Genomic DNA, 16157 nt, shown 5'->3' with positions numbered 1-16157 from the left:
GGCTGCGGTAAGGCATGGTCTCGTGGACTCAGATCAGTTTGCCGGGAAACTGGCTGTCGGGGTCTTGCATCGCCAGGCGCTGGCGATCCATGAAGTCGCGCAGCGTGTCGATGCCGCGCAGTTGCAGGATCGTATTGCGCACGGCTGCTTCGACCAGCACCGCCAGGTTTCGGCCGGCTGCCACCTGAATCGTGACTTTGCTGATCGGCAGGCCGAGCACGTCCACGGTCTGGCTCTCCAGCGGCAGGCGTTGGAATTCGCCATCAGGACGGCGGACCAGTTGCACGATCAACTTGAGCTTCATTTTTCGGCGAACCGCGGTTTCGCCGAAAATGGTCTTGATGTCGAGCAGGCCCAAGCCGCGCACTTCGAGCAGGTTTTGCAGCAGCGGCGGGCAACGCCCTTCAACGAAGTCGGGACCGAGACGCACGAAGTCCACCGCATCGTCGGCAACGAGTCCGTGGCCGCGGCTGATCAGTTCCAGCCCGAGTTCGCTCTTGCCGAGGCCCGAGTCGCCGGTGAGCAGCACGCCCATGCCGAGGATGTCGAGAAACACGCCATGCAGCGTGGCGCGCGGCGCCAGAATGCGCGACATGTAGAGGCGCAGGCTGTCGATTACCGCGGCGGCGGACATGGGCGTGGTGAATAGCGGCGTGGACGAGCGCGTGCAGCGCAGCACCAGTTCCGGCGGCGCCGCGACGCCGCCCGCCACCACCAGAAACGGTGGCTCCAACGCGATCAGCTCGGCCATGTGGCGCGAGCGGTCTTCATCGGTTTGGCGCTTGTAGTAGTCGATTTCGGCGTCGCCGAGCACCTGGATCCGGTTCGGGTGGATCAGGTTCAAGTGGCCGACAAGGTCGGCGCTCGACGTGGCATTGGCGACCGATTCCGAAGAAAAGCCGCGCTCCCAGCCTTCATGCCCCGTCAACCAGCTGAGCTTCAGCGTGGCGGCGTTATCGTCGAAAATGCTCTGGGCGTTGATGCTGGACGTATCCATGAGTCAGTGACTCCAGTGTGGGCCGCTTGCCGGGCAAAGCGAAGGCCACGCTAGCGCGGGCCGCTTGCCTTGCCGGGCTCTATCCGTGTGCGGGCGGATAACCGGCGTGCGGATAACCGCCGATACATCAAGGTTGCCACTGAGTGAGCAGGCGATGCAATGTTTCGCGGTCTTCTTCCGTGTGCAGGCGCTCGCGGGCTTCGCGATCGGATAGCAACTGGGCGATTTCCGACAGGATCTCGAGGTGTTGCTGAGTGGCCTGTTCCGGCACGAGCAGGAAGATGAGCAGCGAGACCGGCTGACCGTCGGGCGATTCGAAGGGGATGGGTTCGGCAAGGCGGACGAACGCGGCGAGCGGCTGCTTCAAGCCTTTGATCCGGCCATGCGGAATCGCCACGCCTTCACCGAGGCCAGTCGATCCGAGGCGCTCACGCGCGAACAGATTGTCAGTGACCGTGCTACGGGCGATGCCGTTCTGGTTCTCGAAGATCAGGCCCGCTTGCTCGAACACACGCTTCTTGCTGGTGACCGATAGACCGACGACGACGTTCTCGAGGGGAAGAAATTTGGCTAAACGATTCATGTTGACAGGCGAAAACGTGGCCTGGGTTCTCCTCGCTGGGGCGTTTGAGTGGCGTTCCATTCGTTTGATGCTCGCGGCGACGAGCGTGGAGGTGCAAAAAGCGCAGGACTCCGGCCGACCGTTTTTTCCGCCTGAGCTAACTTTGACCCCGATGGTAACCGGAACATTATAGAACAGGGTAGCCACGGATGGTGCGACGCGCCATCAATGCGCAGTGAGTTATGTTCTAGCGTCGATATGCCACGCGGCCATGCGAGAAAAGGGCGTCCAGAAACAAAAAACCGCCCGGGTCCGGGCGGTTTTGCTGGTTAAGGGAAAACGAAGAGCGAATGAAAAAATCCTCCAGGTTCCCTTACTGCGGCGGCACGTCTAGTTGCGGCGCCGGTTGATACTTGATCGCCTCATGCGCATGGCCTTGCAGGCGATCCTTATGGCGAATGACTTGCCGGTCAAGCTTGTCGATCATCAGATCGATCGCAGCGTACAGGTCGCTGTCACAGCTCTCGACAAAGAGATCCTTGCCCTTGAGATGCAGGTTGATTTCAACCTTTTGACGCTTTTCCTTTTCCTTGTGGTTGTTGTCGACCGAGAGGACCACACTGCCGTCGATGACCTGATCGAAATGTCTTAGCACCCTATCCAGTTTGGTGATCACGTATTCGCGCAACGCAGGCGTTACTTCGAGGTGGTGTCCACTGATCTGCAGATTCATAGTGCTTCTCCAAGCTAGTGGCCGCTTGATCCGCACGATGAGGAAGGTCCGGTCGATCTGTCGACTTGCCTGAGTCGTCCCCCGGTGACTGACTTCTGGCAGGTCGCATCGGCCGGCCTGTCCGCCAACAGCGGAGCGGCCGGTAAATGCCCGCCACGGAAGGCGACGGGCTACAGAGACTTGCGCAGGTTGACTGCCGGAATCTTGAGCGCTTCACGGTACTTCGCAACGGTACGCCGTGCGACCACGAAGCCCTGTTCCGCCAGCAGTTCGGCTATGCGACTGTCTGAAAGAGGAGATTTCGGGTTTTCCGCTCCTATCAGTTGCTTGATGAGCGCGCGGATCGCCGTTGAAGACGCCGCGCCGCCCGTGTCAGTCGAAACGTGTGATCCGAAGAAGTACTTAAATTCAAGCGTCCCGAATGGGGTCAGCATGTATTTACCGGTTGTCACACGCGAGACAGTTGACTCGTGTAGGCCCAGCGTATCAGCAATTTCCCGCAAAACCAAGGGGCGCATGGCAATTTCGCCGTGCACAAAAAAGCTCTTCTGACGCTCGACAATAGCTTGCGCCACCCGCAGGATCGTCTCGAAACGCTGCTGGATATTTTTGATCAGCCAGCGCGCTTCCTGCAGTTGCTGGCGCAACGAACCGCTGCCCGGATCGCCCCGGTTATTGCGCAGAATATTCGCGTAAAGGTGGTTGATTCGCAGCTTCGGCACGACTTCAGGATTCAGCTCGGCCTGCCAGCCCTGTGCCGTCTTGCGCACCATGATGTCCGGCACGACATAGTCCGCTTCGGCCTTGCCGTAAGCGGCGCCGGGGAACGGTTCGAGCGAGCGGATCAGCACGTGGGCATCGCGTAAGTCGTCGTCGTTGGCCTTCAGGTGCTTGCGCAGACGCGTGAAATCGCGCGCCGCCAGCAATTCCAGATGGTGGGCGACGATATCGAGCGCGAGCGTGCGAGTGGGTGAGGCATCGAGCCGCAGCAATTGCAGCTTGAGACATTCCGACGCGGAACGGGCGCCGACGCCGGCCGGGTCGAAGCTATGCAGCAGCGCAAGCGCGGCATTCAGTTCGTCGAGGTCGACTTCGAGTTCTTCGGGCAGATCGGCCTGCACTTCCTCGAGCGTGGCGGCCAGGTAGCCGTCGTCGTCGAGCGATTCGATCAGGAAGGTGATCAGCGCCCGGTCGCGCTGGCTCGCCTGGGTGACGCGCAATTGCGCCATCAGGTGGTCGCGCAGCGAGGTGCTCGATTCGTGGATTTGCAGCGGCGGCAGGTCGTCGTCGTCCGAGGCGTTGCCCGAGCGGCCGTAGTCGTCGAGATTCCACTGGGATGCGTCGCCGTTACTGTCGCCGCCTAGGCCGTTGTATTCGTCCACGCCCTGCGGCTCGCCGTTCTCGGCGCGCTCGCTGCTGCTGGTGGACGATGACGACGTGCTGCCGCCCATCTGGTCGGGCGGAGCGGACGAATTGGGCGCCTGGGCGATCAGCGAGCCGTCGGCCGCCACGCGCAGCGGGCTCGCGATCCAGTCGTCCTCGTTCTCGAGGAGTGGATTTTGCGAGATCGCCATTGCGACTTCCTGCTGCAATTCGAGCGTAGACAACTGAAGCAGCCGGATGGACTGCTGCAGTTGCGGCGTCAGCGCAAGATGCTGCGATAGGCGGAGTTGGAGGCTGGCTTTCATGGCAAGTTGAGATTCATTGTAGAGAGTTTGCCACGACCGCGATACCTTGCGACATTCGCAATTACGCGTGCGCCTCTCGCGTGCACTCTCGTGCGCTCTTTCGGGCGGTGTTGGGCGGTGCTGGGCGCGAATCGGCCCTGGTCGAAAATACGCGAGTGCGGTTACGGCACGGGGAGCCGGCGGGTGCGCGCTCGCACCGCCGGGAATCCCTGATGCGCTTACATGCGGAAGTGCTCGCCCAGATAGACGCGCCGCACGCTTTCGTTTTCGATGATGTCGCTCGGGGCGCCGGCTGCCAGCACACTACCGTCGCTGATGATGTAGGCGTGATCGCAGATGCCGAGCGTTTCGCGCACGTTGTGGTCGGTAATCAGCACGCCGATGTTGCGCTGCTTCAGAAATTTGACGATCTTCTGGATTTCGAGCACGGCGATCGGGTCGACGCCGGCGAACGGTTCGTCGAGCAGAATAAAGCTGGGATTGGTGGCCAGCGCGCGAGCAATTTCGACCCGGCGGCGTTCGCCGCCCGAGAGCGACAGCGCCGGATTTTCGCGCAAGTGCGAAATCTGCAATTCGTCGAGCAAGGCTTCCGTGCGGCTCGTAATGGTGTCTTTGCTAAGCCGCTTGCCGTTGTCTTCGTGTTGCAATTCGAGCACGGCACGAATGTTTTGTTCGACGCTGAGCTTGCGGAACACCGAAGCTTCCTGCGGCAGGTACGACAGCCCAAGCGAAGCTCGCTTGTGGATCGGCAGCAGGCTGATCGACTTGCCGTCCAGATCGATTTCACCCGCGTCGAGCGGCACGAGGCCGACGATCATATAGAACGAGGTGGTCTTGCCCGCGCCGTTGGGGCCGAGCAGACCGACCACTTCGCCGCTTTTGACGTCGAGCGACACGTCTTTGACGACGGTGCGCGACCCATAACGCTTTTTCAGGTTGCGCACCGCCAGCGAACTACTGGTGCCGGCCGGCTTGCGATTGGGGAGGGACGCGGAGGTGCTCACTGGTTCGGCGCTCCCTGGATCGTCGTGGACGGCGCAAGCGTGGCCGACGCGCCGTTCAGCGGCGCGGCGCCGCCGTTGCGCGGCGCCAGCATGGCACGCACGCGGCCGGTCGGGTTACCCGGGCCGGCTACGTCCTTACCTGCCTTCGCGGTATAGAAGTCGCTCTGCCCGTCGTACGTAATGACGCTGCCGTGCACCTGGTCCATGACCGTGGAGAGGCCTTGCAGGCGTTTCACGGTCGCGTTGGTGGTGAGCGTGGTCAGATCCTGCTTGCCGTCGTAGTCGATACGAATGGCCGTGCCTTCGATGTATTCGTCGAGACCTTCGCGCTTCTGGCGGAAATACGACAGATTGCCGCCGCTCGAGGTGCCGGTGGCGTACTGATAGCCTTGCGGGTCTTGTGTCACTTCGACGCGGTCGGCCTTGATCACGATCGTGCCTTTGGTCGCGACCACATGGCCGGTAAAGATATTGACCTGTTTGAGGTCGTCGTAAGTCATGTTGTCGGCTTCGACGTTCAGCGGCTTGTCCTTGTCGGCACGGTCCGCGTGCGCGAGCGGCGCGAAGCCGGCGAGCGGCAACGCGACGATCAGCGCAGCGAGTCCGGCGCGGCACGCGGACAGGGAGCGCGAGCGGCCGGTATCAAAACGGGGGAACGATTCGTTCATGCAGTCACGCCTGGAATGGATTACCCGGGTTGCTTGGGCGAGCTGCCGCCTGCTTCGGACGGGGCGATCGAGCCTTTCACGTTGCCGAACAGCTGCATCACCCGGGTGACGTTGTTGTAGTTCATGCCGCTGGCAGTCATCACCGACATGCCGCGCTGAAGTTTAACCGGCTTTTCAGTCTCGATCACATCGTCGTTGACCAGCACCCTAAAATGCTGCGAATCCGCTTGCATCTGCGGATCTCCGTAGCCGGGTGCCCGCAGAATGCGCGCGTTGTCGTACAGATCGACGATGGACGCGTCGCCGTTCACCTTACCGGTATCGCCGGTTGCGGTGACGATCGGCTTGCCCGGCTGGAACGCGCGCATGGCCGGTTTGACCATGTCGCTCAGCTCGTCGTCTTCGTAGTGGATCAGCGATTGCGCGGTCAGCCGGTATTGTGTCGAGCCCGACTGGTCGAGTTCGGAAATCGAGAAGTTGTCGGCGAAGTAGTCCGGCGTGTGTTCCTTGGGACGCACCACGCCTTCGTTCTGCCGAGGCAGGGTGGCCTGCAACAGCCACCACGTGATACCGGCGAGCGCAGCCATTGCGACCAGCGGAATCAGCGAAGTCAGGCGAAACTGGTTCATCCGACGAGGCCTCGCTGTTCGCCGCTACAGGCGGCCGCGAGCAACGCGTCGTATTTGTGCTGCGCGCGCAGCAACGTATCGCAGACTTCGCGCGCCGCGCCATGGCCGCCGCGCGCTTCGCTGACCCAATGGGCCCGCGCGATCACTTCAGGGTGCGAGTTGGCCGGCGCGGCCGCGAAGCCGACTTTCAGCATCACGCCGAGATCGACCCAGTCGTCGCCCATGTAGCCGCATTGTTCCGCCGTCATGCCGGTTTGCTGCAGCAGGTCCGCGAACGCCTGGGGTTTGTCCTGCACGCCCTGGTAGACGTGCGTGATGTTCATTTCCTTCGCACGCGCCGCCACGATGCCCGACTTGCGCCCGGTGATGATCGCCGTTTCGATGCCGGCCTGGCGCAGCAGCTTCATGCCGTGGCCGTCCATCGAATTGAAGCCCTTCATCGTGTCGCCTTCCGCCGTGAACAGCAGGCCGCCGTCGGTCAGCACGCCGTCGACGTCGAAAATCATCAGCTTCACGCGGCTTGCGCGTTCGGTTGCGGTGGCGGGAGCGAGGGCCATCAGATCACCTTCTTCGAGAACAGGTCGTGCATGTTGAGTGCGCCGATCAGCGTGCCTGCTTCGTCGACGACCAGCATCTGATTGATGCGGTGGCGCTCCATGAGTTCCACGGCTTCCACCGCGAGTTGATCCGGACCGATGGTGCGCGGGCCGGCGGTCATCACGGAGGCGATCGGCAAATTACGGAAATCGCCGTCGCGTTCGAGCACGCGGCGCAAGTCGCCGTCGGTGAAGATGCCGGCCACGTGGTCCGCGTGATCGACGATCGCGGTCATGCCCATGCGCTTGGCGGTCAACTGGAACAGCGCGTCGCGCACGGTAGCCTCGGGTGTGACCTTCGGCACTTCGTCGCCGGTGCGCATGACGTCGCGTACATAAGTCAGCAGGCGCCGGCCGAGCGCGCCGCCCGGATGCGAGCGGGCGAAGTCGTCGCGGCCGAAGCCACGCGCGTCGAGCACCGCGACCGCGAGCGCGTCGCCGAGCGCGAGCGCGGCGGTGGTGCTGGCGGTGGGCGCGAGGTTCATCGGACAGGCCTCTTTCGCTACCCCGGAATTCAGGTGCACGTCGGCCAGTTGTGCGAGACTCGATGACGGGCGGCCCGTCATCGCAATCAGCTTCGCGCCGAGCCGCTTGATGAGCGGCAGGATCGCGACGAGTTCTTCGGTTTCACCGGAATTGGACAGCGCCACGAACACGTCGTCGGCAGTGACCATGCCGAGGTCGCCATGACTGGCTTCCGCTGGGTGCACGAAGAATGCCGGCGTGCCGGTGCTGGCAAGCGTGGCCGCGAGCTTGCGGGCCACGTGGCCGGATTTGCCGATGCCGGAAACGACTACGCGCCCGCGGCAACCGAGGATGAAATCGACCGCCCCGACGAAACCATCGTCGAGTTGATCGCGAAGCGCGCGCACGGCGTCCGCTTCGATGTCGAGCACGTCGCGAGCGAGCGCGAGTGCCCGGTCGCCATTGATTTTCGCTATCATTCGCGAAGTATAGCAAAGGCGCCTGTTCGCCGCGCCGGGCCTGCTGTGCCGAGCCGCTGTCTCCATTGCTGCCTTTAACGGCCCCTCAACCTTGTCGCACGGCGTTTCTCGTGCGCGGTTCCGCTGACGAACGAGGACGCTTTACCGATGCGTTTCTGCCGATGATTTCCCCCCTCGAAATGACGCTGTTCCTGCTGCTTGCATCGGTGGCGGGCGTGGTGACCTTTCGCTTTCTGAATCTTCCGCCGATGCTCGGCTATCTGACGGTGGGCATCGTCGTCGGGCCGCATGCATTCGGTCTGATTCCGGACTCGGTCGGGGCGCAGAACCTCGCTGAATTCGGCGTTGTGTTCCTGATGTTCTCGATCGGGCTGGAGTTTTCGCTTGCCAAGCTGCGCTCCATGCGCCGTCTCGTGTTCGGCCTCGGCCTGTTGCAGGTGATCGGCACGATCGCGGTGGCGGTCACGCTCGGTTTCGTGCTGGAGCGCTGGGTGCATATCAGGTGGCAGGCAAGCGTGGCGCTGGGCGGCGCGCTCGCCATGTCGTCGACGGCGATCGTCAGCAAGATGCTGGCGGAGCGGCTGGAGATCGAGACGGAGCATGGGCGCAATATCTTCGGCGTGCTGCTGTTTCAGGATCTGGCGGTGGTGCCGCTGCTGATCGTCATCGCGGCGCTGGGCGGCAATTCCGAAGACCTGGTCAGCGCGCTCGGCGTGGCGGCGATCAAGATCGTGGTGGCGTTGGCGCTGCTTTTGATCGTGGGCCAGCGGTTCATGACGCGCTGGTTCAACGTGGTGGCGCGGCGCCGGTCGCAGGAACTGTTCATTCTCAATCTGTTGCTGGTGACGCTCGGCGCCGCGTTCATCACGGACAAATTCGGGCTGTCGCTCGCGCTCGGCGCATTCATCGCCGGCATGTTGATCGCCGAGACGCCGTACCGGCATCAGGTGGAAGAGGACATCAAGCCGTTTCGCGATGTGCTGCTCGGTCTCTTCTTCGTCACCACCGGCATGCTGCTCAATCCGCGGGTGATCTGGGAGCATCCGCTGATCGTGCTCGGTTTCGTGCTCGGGCCGATCCTGCTGAAGGCGGTGATGATCACGGGGCTCGCGCGGCTGTTCGGCGCCTCGCCGGGCGTCGCGATGCGCACCGGTATCGGCCTCGCGCAAGCGGGCGAGTTCGGCTTCGTGCTGCTGAATCTGATTCTCGACAAGCATCTCGTCGACGCCACGTTGCTGCAGGCGATACTCGCCGCCATGCTGCTGTCGATGCTGGCCGCACCGTTCATGATCCAGAACGCGGATCGTATCGTGCTGCGCCTTTCGTCGACTGAATGGATGATGCAGTCGTTGCAGATGACGCGCATCGCCACGCAAAGCCTGAAGCAAAGCGGCCACGTGATCATTTGCGGTTATGGCCGGGCCGGGCAGAATCTGGCGCGTATGCTGGAGCATGAAGGGTTGTCGTACGTCGCGCTGGACCTGGATCCCGACCGGGTCGCGGCGGCGGCGGCGGCGGGTGAGTCGGTCGTGTTCGGCGACGCCGGGCGGCGCGAGTCGCTGCTTGCCGCCGGTATCCACCGCGCGGCCGCGATTGCGATCACCTACGCGAACACGCCGTCGGCACTGCGCGTGCTGCACAACATTCACGAACTCGAACCCACGCTGCCGGTGATCGTCCGTACTGTGGACGACGCCGATCTGGAAAAGCTGCTGGCCGCGGGCGCGACCGAAGTGATTCCGGAAATCGTCGAAGGCAGTCTGATGCTCGCCTCGCATACGCTCGTGGTGATGGGCGTGCCGATGCGGCGGGTGGTGCGCCGGGTCGAGGAAATGCGCGACGAGCGCTATGCGCTGCTGCGCGGCTATTTCCACGGCGCCGACGACGTGGACGACGACGACGGTCACGAACAGGTGCGGCTACAATCGGTGCCGGTCGACGAAAACTCGGACGCCGTGGGCCGCACGCTCGCGGAATTGGGCCTGTTCGACGTGGGCGTCGAAGTGACGGCGATTCGCCGGCACGGCATTCGCGGCGTCGAGCCGGACCCGTCCACCAAGCTGCGTTCGAGCGATATCGTGGTGCTGCGCGGTCTGCCCGAGCAGTTGGCGGAGGCCGAGGAACGGCTCTCGAAGCATCGGCGCGCGGGCGCCACCGCAGCATAGCGCCGCCTGTACCCAGGGCGAGGCGCGTGCCTGCGGGCGCGCCCTGGTTTAGCTTTTCATCGGACCTGTGCAGGTCCATCCGGAGACATCATGTCCAACGCGCTCTCGAGCGCGCCGCTCGATGCGGCCGATTACATCAAAAGCCACATTCGCACGGTGCCCGACTGGCCGGAGCCGGGCGTGCAGTTCCGCGATATCACGCCGCTTTTGCAGGAGCCGAAGTCGCTGCGCGTGCTGATCGATCTATTCGTGCAGCGCTATATCGACGCAAAGCTCGATTACATTGCCGGGTTGGATGCGCGAGGTTTTATCATCGGGCCGATTCTCGCGTATGAGCTGAACCTCGGCTTCATTCCGATTCGCAAGGCGGGCAAGCTGCCCTACAAGCGGGTCGCGCAATCCTATGACCTCGAATACGGCTCCGCCACCGTCGAGATTCACGAAGACGCCTGCAAGCCGGGTGATCGCGTTGTGATCATCGACGACCTGATCGCCACGGGCGGCACGATGATGGCCGGCAAGATCCTGCTCGAGCGGCTCGGCGCGGTCGTGGTGGAAGGCGCGGCGATTATCGATCTGCCTGAGCTCGGCGGCTCGAAGCTGCTGCGCGAAAGCGGTCTCGCGCTGTATACGGTGACTGGATTCGACGGTCATTGATTATTGGCGGCAAACGCGCTGCGAGAAGCTTCTTCCTGCTCACAGAGAAGGACACAACAATGCCTAACTTCCTGCTGTTTCTCGCCACCTCGATCGCGATTACCGTGGCGCCCGGCCCGGACAATCTGCAAGTGCTCGCGCGCGGGATCTCGCAGGGCCGCGCGGCCGGTTTCGTCGCGGCGCTCGGCTTCGCGGCGGGCATCACGTTTCACACCACGCTGGCCGCGCTCGGCGTGGCCGCGTTGCTGCGCTCGTCGCCGATGGCCTTTACAGCGATCAAGCTGGCCGGCGCGGCTTATCTGATCTGGATCGGCATCAAGGCCCTGCGTAGCCAGGGTCTCGCCACCGCGCACGAGCGCGCGCCGCAGCCGCTGATGGCGGTGTTTCGCCAAAGCGTGCTCGGCAATCTGCTGAATCCGAAGGTGACGCTGTTTTTCATCGTGTTTCTGCCGCAGTTCGTGCAGCCGAACGGCTCGCAAAGCGTCACGCTGCAGATGTTCGAGCTCGGCGCGCTGTTCATGTTGCAGACAGTGGTGGTGTTTTCGCTGTTCGGCGTGTGCGCGGGGATCGTGGGCGGTTATCTGAAGCGTCGCCCACGGGTGGGCGTGTGGCTTGATCGCCTGGCAGGTGCGACGTTCATTGCCATCGGCATTCGGGTCGCGTTGCGCGATTGAGGTGAGCGGCGCGGTGCCCAGCGCTCACCGTCAAACACCGGAAACAGTTTGGAGCTTTACATGACTTTGCCTTGCATCACCGCCGCGCGCCGCTTTGACGTGCATGCGCATGTGCCGTTCTGGATCGGCGCCGAACAGGTTGGCTGGATCCGCACGAGCGATGTGCCGTCGCTCGCGCGCTGGCCCGATGTGTTCGACCTCGACACTAACCGTGTGACGCTCGCGCCCGCATTCAATACGGTGGATTTGCGCAGCGCCGCGCTCGGTTCCGTGATCGGCGCGCTCGCCGCCGAAGGCCGCATTCCAGGCTGGCGCAACGAGACCTACGCGATCCGCAACGCGTTCGACGCGCCGCCGCTCGCGTATATCGAACGGGCGGCGTCGCGCTTCTTCGGCACGATGACCTACGCGGTGCATCTGAACGGCGTCGTAGAATACGCAGACGGCGCGCCGCAATTGTGGATCGCGCGCCGCAGCGACACCAAGGCGACCGACCCGGGCATGCTCGACAATGTCGTGGCAGGCGGGATCGGCTGGGGCTTCGGCGTCGAGGCGACGATCATCAAGGAGTGCTGGGAAGAAGCCGGCATTCCCGAGGAGATCGCCGCCCGTGCCGCGGCGGGCCGCACCGCGCATGTGCTGCAATCGTTGCCGGAAGGCACGCAGGCCGAACAGATTTTCATCTACGACCTTGCGTTGCCGGCTGATTTCGCGCCGCGCAACCAGGACGGCGAAGTGGGCGAGCACCGGCTCGCGCGCATCGACGAAGTGGCGCGCTGGATCGAGGAAGGCGCGATGACAGTCGATGCGAGTCTCGCCACGCTGGATTGTCTGTTGCGCCGCCGTTGGATCGATGAAGACGCGTGCGCCGGCATCAAGGCCATGTTCGTGCCGCCAGCGCTCGCCTGATTGCCGCAAAGGTGCGCGCGCAACGAGAATGTCGAAACACGCCGCATCGAGCCGTACATACCGAACAAACCATGCATTGAAGAAGGGAGTCACCCAGGTCATGTCGACCGATCACAGCTTTATCCTCAAACTGTCGTGCGCCGACCGGCCCGGCATCGTTCACGCAGTGTCGGGCTTTCTGTTCGAGCGTGGCAGCAATATTCTCGACTCCGCGCAGTTCGGCGACAGCCGCACCGGCGAGTTCTTCATGCGCGTGCATTTCCAGCAGGTGGGCGGCGATCCGGGTCTGGAAGCGTTGCGCACGTCGTTCGCGACGCTGGCTGAACAGTTCGGCATGCGCTGGGAGTTGCACGACGCGTCGGTGAAGCCGCGCGTGGTGATCATGGTGTCGAAGATCGGCCATTGCCTGAACGATCTGCTGTTCCGCTACCGCACGGGCCAGCTGGGTATCGAGATTCCCGCGATCATCTCGAACCACAAGGAGTTCTATCAACTCGCCGCCAGCTACGACATTCCGTTCCATCACTTCCCACTGTTGGGCGCCACGCCCGACGCGAAAGCGGCACAGGAAGCACGCGTGCTCGAAGTGATCGACGAGCATCAAGCCGACCTGGTGGTGCTCGCGCGCTACATGCAGATTCTGTCGCCGAAGCTGTGCGAAGCACTCGCCGGCCGCGCGATCAACATTCATCACTCGTTCCTGCCGAGCTTTAAGGGCGCGAAGCCGTATTACCAGGCGTTCGACCGCGGTGTGAAGCTGATCGGCGCGACCGCCCATTACGTGACGACGGATCTGGACGAAGGTCCGATCATCGAGCAGGAAGTGGAGCGCGTCGACCACAGCATGACGCCGGAGCAATTGACGGCGATCGGCCGCGACGTCGAATGCGTGACGCTCGCGCGTGCGGTGAAGTGGCACGTGGAACATCGCGTCGTGTTGAACGGCAGCAAGACGGTGGTGTTTCGCTAAAGGCGGTTGATCGCTTTGCGGCAGAGATAAATGGCGGTAGCCGGACGACTCCGGCGCCGCCATTTTTTTTGCGGACTACGGCCGCGCGGCTGACCGGCCTGCGTCACGCGCGGCATTCGCGTTTTGCGCCGAGCGGCGGCGCGCATTCAACTTCTTCAGCCAGATCAGCAGCCCTGTCGCGCTCAGCACGGCGACCGCGAGGCCGACTGCGCTAATCAGAACCCGTCCGCCAAGACCGAGGATGCGCCCCGAGTGCAGCGGGTATTGGACCTGCAAGAAGATGTCGCCGGCCGTGCCCTTGCCGGGAATCTGCGTGCTGAGTTGCTTGCCGGTGGCCGCGTCCCAATACATCCACGGATTGCCGAGGCCGATATCGCCGTGATCGTTGCCGGTTGCGTAAAAGCCGACGCCGTACGCATGCATGAATTCCGCATAGTAGATGCCGCCCGGCCCGATGCCGAGGTTCCGCGCTTTGCCGGCCTGCTCGGCCAGTTGCACAATGCGCTCGCGGGGGAGCACGGTGTCGCCGGGTTGCGGCGCGCGGCGGATTTCAGGGTTGTTGAGCGGATCGGGCGTGAGCGTCGAGAACATCGACACGATTGGGCGCACCACAGGCGCTGCAAGATTCATCGATACCGATGTCAGCGCAACGATCATCAGCAGGCCCCAGATCCATACGCCGCCGGAGCGGTGCAGATCGAAAGTGAGCGCGTAGCCGCCGCGCCCGAAGCGGAAAGCGAACGACTTGCGCCACACCTTGGCGCTCGGAAACGACAGCCATAGCGCGATCAGGCTGTCGAACAGCCAGACGATGCCGACGATCCCCATCAGCCACGTACCGATATCGACGCCGCCCGTAAAAGGCAGTTGCAGCGTGTAGTGGAGCTTGTAGATGAACGGGATCAGATTGAGCCGCGCGAGCGAGACGGCGCCCCATTCGCGGCGTCCCTTGATCTCGCCGGTGGCGGGGTCGACGGCAATCTGATTGAAGTCCAGCGGGTAGGGCTGGTGCGTGGCTGGGTCGATACGCGGCAACACCATCATTTGCAGCGTGTGGCCCGGTTCGGCCGCCAGCGGCAGATACGTCACCTGCAAACGCGGATCGGCGGCTTCCACGCGGCGCGCCAGTTCCAGCCCCGACAGCGCCGGTCCTGCGGTGCGCGCCTTGAAGAACGACGGGTTCAGCGCCGCATCGAGTTCATGGTCCCACGCGATGACCGCGCCGGTGAGGCCGGCGACGAACAGAAACAGCGCAGTGGCGACACCGAACCAGCGATGCAGGCGGACGAACTGCCGCCTCATGGGCAAACCGGCGGAACGGAGCGGAAATTCGAATGAGGTGTCACGACACAGGTTTTGTGTAAATGGGAATTGTTCGCATCTTAAGGAATCATGCCACGGACTGCAAGTTTGTCGTAAGTTCACGGCGACATTCGGGGACCGTCTTGCCGCATACGATGAGCGGCGGCAGCGGCGACCCTTCCGGTCCCGACCGGCATCTGGACACGAACGTCCAGCTCTACACCGCGGGCGTGCAGTACAACCTGAGCCCGGACTGGACGCTGAATGCGAACTACAGCTACAGCAAAAGTTCACGCGATCGCAACGAGAGCAGCTGCTGTCTGCAGAACAGCGCCGGAGAGTGCACCAAAAGCCGCGTCTACACGCAGGACGGTGAGTCGATCTTCCGGGGCGTGGAGTTCGACGGAGACGTCTGACGCAGGGCGATCCGCGCACGTTGTCACTGAATGCGCGCATCGACTTCTGAGCATGAAAAAAAGCGGCACCGAAGTGCCGCTTTTTCGTTGCCGTGCCTCCGCTTCAGGGGCGTTGGCCGCCGCCTCAAACCAGCCGCAGGTAAATCAATTCCCGCTTGATATACGCATAGAAGATCGGCGCCGCCACCACGCCCGGAAGGCCGAACGCCGCTTCCATGATGAGCATGGCGATCAGCAATTCCCAGGCGCGCGCCTCGATCTGTCCGCCGACAATGCGCGCGTTCAGGAAGTATTCGAGCTTGTGGATCAGGATCAGGAACACGAGCGACATGACCGCCGCCGGAAAGCTCACCGAGAGCGCCACCGCGACGATGATCGTGTTCGAGATCAGATTGCCGATCACCGGGAGCAGGCCGACGATAAACGTGACCAGCACCAGCGTCTTCGACAACGGCAGCGTGTCGTGGAAGATCGGCAGGACCACCAGCAGGAAGATGCCGGTAAAGACCGCATTGATCGCGGAAATTTTCACCTGAGCGAACACGATGCGGCGGAACGCATCGGCGAAACGGGTCACGCGCGTGATGAAGGCGGTGGAGAGCGGCAGACGCTGGATATGCTTTTGTGCGCCGACCGCGATGATCGCACCGATGATCATGCCGATCAGGATATGCGTGAACGCGCGCGCCGCGGTCTTGCCGCTTTGCTGCAGCATGTTGGCATGCGTCTGCATCAGCTCCGCCGCCTTGGTCTTCATCTGCTCGGTATCGACCGGCAGAGAATTGGCGATGAATTGCGGAATCCGGCCGCGCGCCTGGTCGATCAACTGCATGGCCTGGTCGAGCAGCTTCTGCACGCTCGGCACGTCGTTTTCGAAATGCTCGATGATGCCGAGTGTGAGCCCCGTCAGCGCGCCCACGATCACCGTGGACAGAATCACGACCGCGAGCCAGCGAGCCCGCTTGCTCGACATATGACGCTCGATGCGCGGCGCGATGGTGTGTACCAGCTGGAACACCAGCAGCCCGGCGAGCAACGCGCCGAGCAGCCGAAGTTCGATGACCGCCCACATGCCGAACAGCATCACAACGTAACTGCCGATTTCGACTGCCGACAGCTTCGGCAGGCTCATGTCGCTAGTCAGCCTGACCGGGCGTGGGCGTAGGTCCTGCACTTGCCCGTCGTCGCGCGCCTGATTCCGCTTGGCCATGGCTTATTCCGTCCCCAACCCGAGTTGTGCAGC

17 protein-coding genes are annotated in these 16157 nt (G+C 63.0%); 6 read left to right on the top strand and 11 right to left on the bottom strand.

Annotated features, from left to right (window positions below; genetic code table 11):
* Positions 1-28: 28 nt before the first annotated feature.
* From hprK to kdsD, 9 genes are all read right to left on the bottom strand, one after another.
* Entirely contained in the window at positions 29-997 is a 969-nt protein-coding gene (gene hprK / locus BLW71_RS13755; protein WP_007179412.1) for an HPr(Ser) kinase/phosphatase, read from the bottom strand.
* A gap of 127 nt (positions 998-1124) precedes the next feature.
* Entirely contained in the window at positions 1125-1640 is a 516-nt protein-coding gene (locus BLW71_RS13750; protein ID WP_091796800.1) for a PTS sugar transporter subunit IIA, read from the bottom strand.
* Positions 1641-1932: 292 nt separating this feature from the next.
* Positions 1933-2292 carry a ribosome hibernation-promoting factor, HPF/YfiA family gene (gene hpf / locus BLW71_RS13745; RefSeq protein WP_007179410.1) on the bottom strand — a complete coding sequence of 120 codons (360 nt, stop codon included), beginning with the start codon at positions 2290-2292 and terminating at the stop codon, positions 1933-1935.
* Between the two features lie 170 nt (positions 2293-2462).
* Complete coding sequence (locus BLW71_RS13740; RefSeq protein WP_091796799.1) at positions 2463-3980, bottom strand: RNA polymerase factor sigma-54; 1518 nt, start codon at positions 3978-3980, stop codon at positions 2463-2465.
* Positions 3981-4198: 218 nt separating this feature from the next.
* Positions 4199-4984, bottom strand: coding sequence for an LPS export ABC transporter ATP-binding protein (gene lptB, locus BLW71_RS13735; RefSeq protein WP_091796798.1), 786 nt, complete (start codon positions 4982-4984; stop codon positions 4199-4201).
* Positions 4981-5652: a lipopolysaccharide transport periplasmic protein LptA gene (gene lptA, locus BLW71_RS13730; protein ID WP_091796797.1), complete on the bottom strand. Its 672-nt coding sequence runs from the start codon at positions 5650-5652 to the stop codon at positions 4981-4983. Before lptA ends, lptB begins: the two co-directional genes overlap by 4 nt.
* A 20-nt stretch (positions 5653-5672) precedes the next feature.
* Positions 5673-6281 (bottom strand): LPS export ABC transporter periplasmic protein LptC, encoded by a 609-nt coding sequence (gene lptC, locus BLW71_RS13725; RefSeq protein ID WP_091796796.1) that lies wholly within the window; start codon positions 6279-6281, stop codon positions 5673-5675.
* Positions 6278-6838, bottom strand: coding sequence for a KdsC family phosphatase (locus BLW71_RS13720; protein ID WP_091796795.1), 561 nt, complete (start codon positions 6836-6838; stop codon positions 6278-6280). Before BLW71_RS13720 ends, lptC begins: the two co-directional genes overlap by 4 nt.
* On the bottom strand, positions 6838-7821 hold the full coding sequence (gene kdsD, locus BLW71_RS13715) for an arabinose 5-phosphate isomerase KdsD (protein ID WP_091796794.1): 984 nt from the start codon (positions 7819-7821) through the stop codon (positions 6838-6840). Before kdsD ends, BLW71_RS13720 begins: the two co-directional genes overlap by 1 nt.
* Positions 7822-7982: 161 nt before the next feature.
* On the opposite strand from kdsD, the gene BLW71_RS13710 reads away from it, so the two are divergent.
* The 5 genes from BLW71_RS13710 (at position 7983) to purU (ending at position 13196) form a co-directional block, all read left to right on the top strand.
* The gene (locus tag BLW71_RS13710; protein ID WP_091800824.1) at positions 7983-9986 is read left to right on the top strand and encodes a monovalent cation:proton antiporter family protein; all 2004 of its coding nucleotides are present in this window, start codon (positions 7983-7985) and stop codon (positions 9984-9986) included.
* 90 nt (positions 9987-10076) lie between these two features.
* Positions 10077-10643 (top strand): adenine phosphoribosyltransferase, encoded by a 567-nt coding sequence (locus tag BLW71_RS13705; RefSeq protein WP_091796793.1) that lies wholly within the window; start codon positions 10077-10079, stop codon positions 10641-10643.
* Between the two features lie 59 nt (positions 10644-10702).
* Complete coding sequence (locus tag BLW71_RS13700; RefSeq protein ID WP_091796792.1) at positions 10703-11317, top strand: LysE family translocator; 615 nt, start codon at positions 10703-10705, stop codon at positions 11315-11317.
* A gap of 60 nt (positions 11318-11377) precedes the next feature.
* On the top strand, positions 11378-12226 hold the full coding sequence (locus tag BLW71_RS13695; RefSeq protein WP_091796791.1) for an NUDIX hydrolase: 849 nt from the start codon (positions 11378-11380) through the stop codon (positions 12224-12226).
* Positions 12227-12326: 100 nt separating this feature from the next.
* Entirely contained in the window at positions 12327-13196 is an 870-nt protein-coding gene (gene purU, locus BLW71_RS13690; RefSeq protein WP_091796790.1) for a formyltetrahydrofolate deformylase, read from the top strand.
* Between the two features lie 75 nt (positions 13197-13271).
* Here purU and BLW71_RS13685 read toward each other — a convergent pair whose 3' ends face one another.
* Complete coding sequence (locus BLW71_RS13685; RefSeq protein WP_091796789.1) at positions 13272-14498, bottom strand: PepSY-associated TM helix domain-containing protein; 1227 nt, start codon at positions 14496-14498, stop codon at positions 13272-13274.
* A gap of 143 nt (positions 14499-14641) precedes the next feature.
* On the opposite strand from BLW71_RS13685, the gene BLW71_RS13680 reads away from it, so the two are divergent.
* A complete protein-coding gene (locus tag BLW71_RS13680) occupies positions 14642-14914 on the top strand; it encodes a hypothetical protein (protein WP_177205030.1) in 273 nt (90 codons plus the stop codon).
* A gap of 124 nt (positions 14915-15038) precedes the next feature.
* Here the strand turns inward: BLW71_RS13680 and BLW71_RS13675 are convergent, their stop codons facing one another.
* Positions 15039-16124 carry an AI-2E family transporter gene (locus tag BLW71_RS13675; RefSeq protein ID WP_091796788.1) on the bottom strand — a complete coding sequence of 362 codons (1086 nt, stop codon included), beginning with the start codon at positions 16122-16124 and terminating at the stop codon, positions 15039-15041.
* Positions 16125-16157 lie beyond the last annotated feature (33 nt).

Source organism: Burkholderia sp. WP9, from assembly GCF_900104795.1.
GTDB lineage: Bacteria > Pseudomonadota > Gammaproteobacteria > Burkholderiales > Burkholderiaceae > Paraburkholderia.
The sequence above is the reverse complement of the archived record's forward strand: the minus strand, read 5'-3'. Positions and strand labels throughout refer to the sequence as shown.

What these genes read in the sequence shown, in the direction of transcription:
- hprK (WP_007179412.1), bottom strand. Translation starts at nt 997, where the DNA reads ATGGATACGTCCAGCATCAACGCCCAGAGCATTTTCGACGATAACGCC.
- BLW71_RS13750 (WP_091796800.1), bottom strand. Translation starts at nt 1,640, where the DNA reads ATGGAACGCCACTCAAACGCCCCAGCGAGGAGAACCCAGGCCACGTTT.
- hpf (WP_007179410.1), bottom strand. Translation starts at nt 2,292, where the DNA reads ATGAATCTGCAGATCAGTGGACACCACCTCGAAGTAACGCCTGCGTTG.
- BLW71_RS13740 (WP_091796799.1), bottom strand. Translation starts at nt 3,980, where the DNA reads ATGAAAGCCAGCCTCCAACTCCGCCTATCGCAGCATCTTGCGCTGACG.
- lptA (WP_091796797.1), bottom strand. Translation starts at nt 5,652, where the DNA reads ATGAACGAATCGTTCCCCCGTTTTGATACCGGCCGCTCGCGCTCCCTG.
- lptC (WP_091796796.1), bottom strand. Translation starts at nt 6,281, where the DNA reads ATGAACCAGTTTCGCCTGACTTCGCTGATTCCGCTGGTCGCAATGGCT.
- BLW71_RS13720 (WP_091796795.1), bottom strand. Translation starts at nt 6,838, where the DNA reads ATGGCCCTCGCTCCCGCCACCGCAACCGAACGCGCAAGCCGCGTGAAG.
- kdsD (WP_091796794.1), bottom strand. Translation starts at nt 7,821, where the DNA reads ATGATAGCGAAAATCAATGGCGACCGGGCACTCGCGCTCGCTCGCGAC.
- BLW71_RS13710 (WP_091800824.1), top strand. Translation starts at nt 7,983, where the DNA reads ATGATTTCCCCCCTCGAAATGACGCTGTTCCTGCTGCTTGCATCGGTG.
- BLW71_RS13705 (WP_091796793.1), top strand. Translation starts at nt 10,077, where the DNA reads ATGTCCAACGCGCTCTCGAGCGCGCCGCTCGATGCGGCCGATTACATC.
- BLW71_RS13700 (WP_091796792.1), top strand. Translation starts at nt 10,703, where the DNA reads ATGCCTAACTTCCTGCTGTTTCTCGCCACCTCGATCGCGATTACCGTG.
- BLW71_RS13695 (WP_091796791.1), top strand. Translation starts at nt 11,378, where the DNA reads ATGACTTTGCCTTGCATCACCGCCGCGCGCCGCTTTGACGTGCATGCG.
- purU (WP_091796790.1), top strand. Translation starts at nt 12,327, where the DNA reads ATGTCGACCGATCACAGCTTTATCCTCAAACTGTCGTGCGCCGACCGG.
- BLW71_RS13685 (WP_091796789.1), bottom strand. Translation starts at nt 14,498, where the DNA reads ATGAGGCGGCAGTTCGTCCGCCTGCATCGCTGGTTCGGTGTCGCCACT.
- BLW71_RS13675 (WP_091796788.1), bottom strand. Translation starts at nt 16,124, where the DNA reads ATGGCCAAGCGGAATCAGGCGCGCGACGACGGGCAAGTGCAGGACCTA.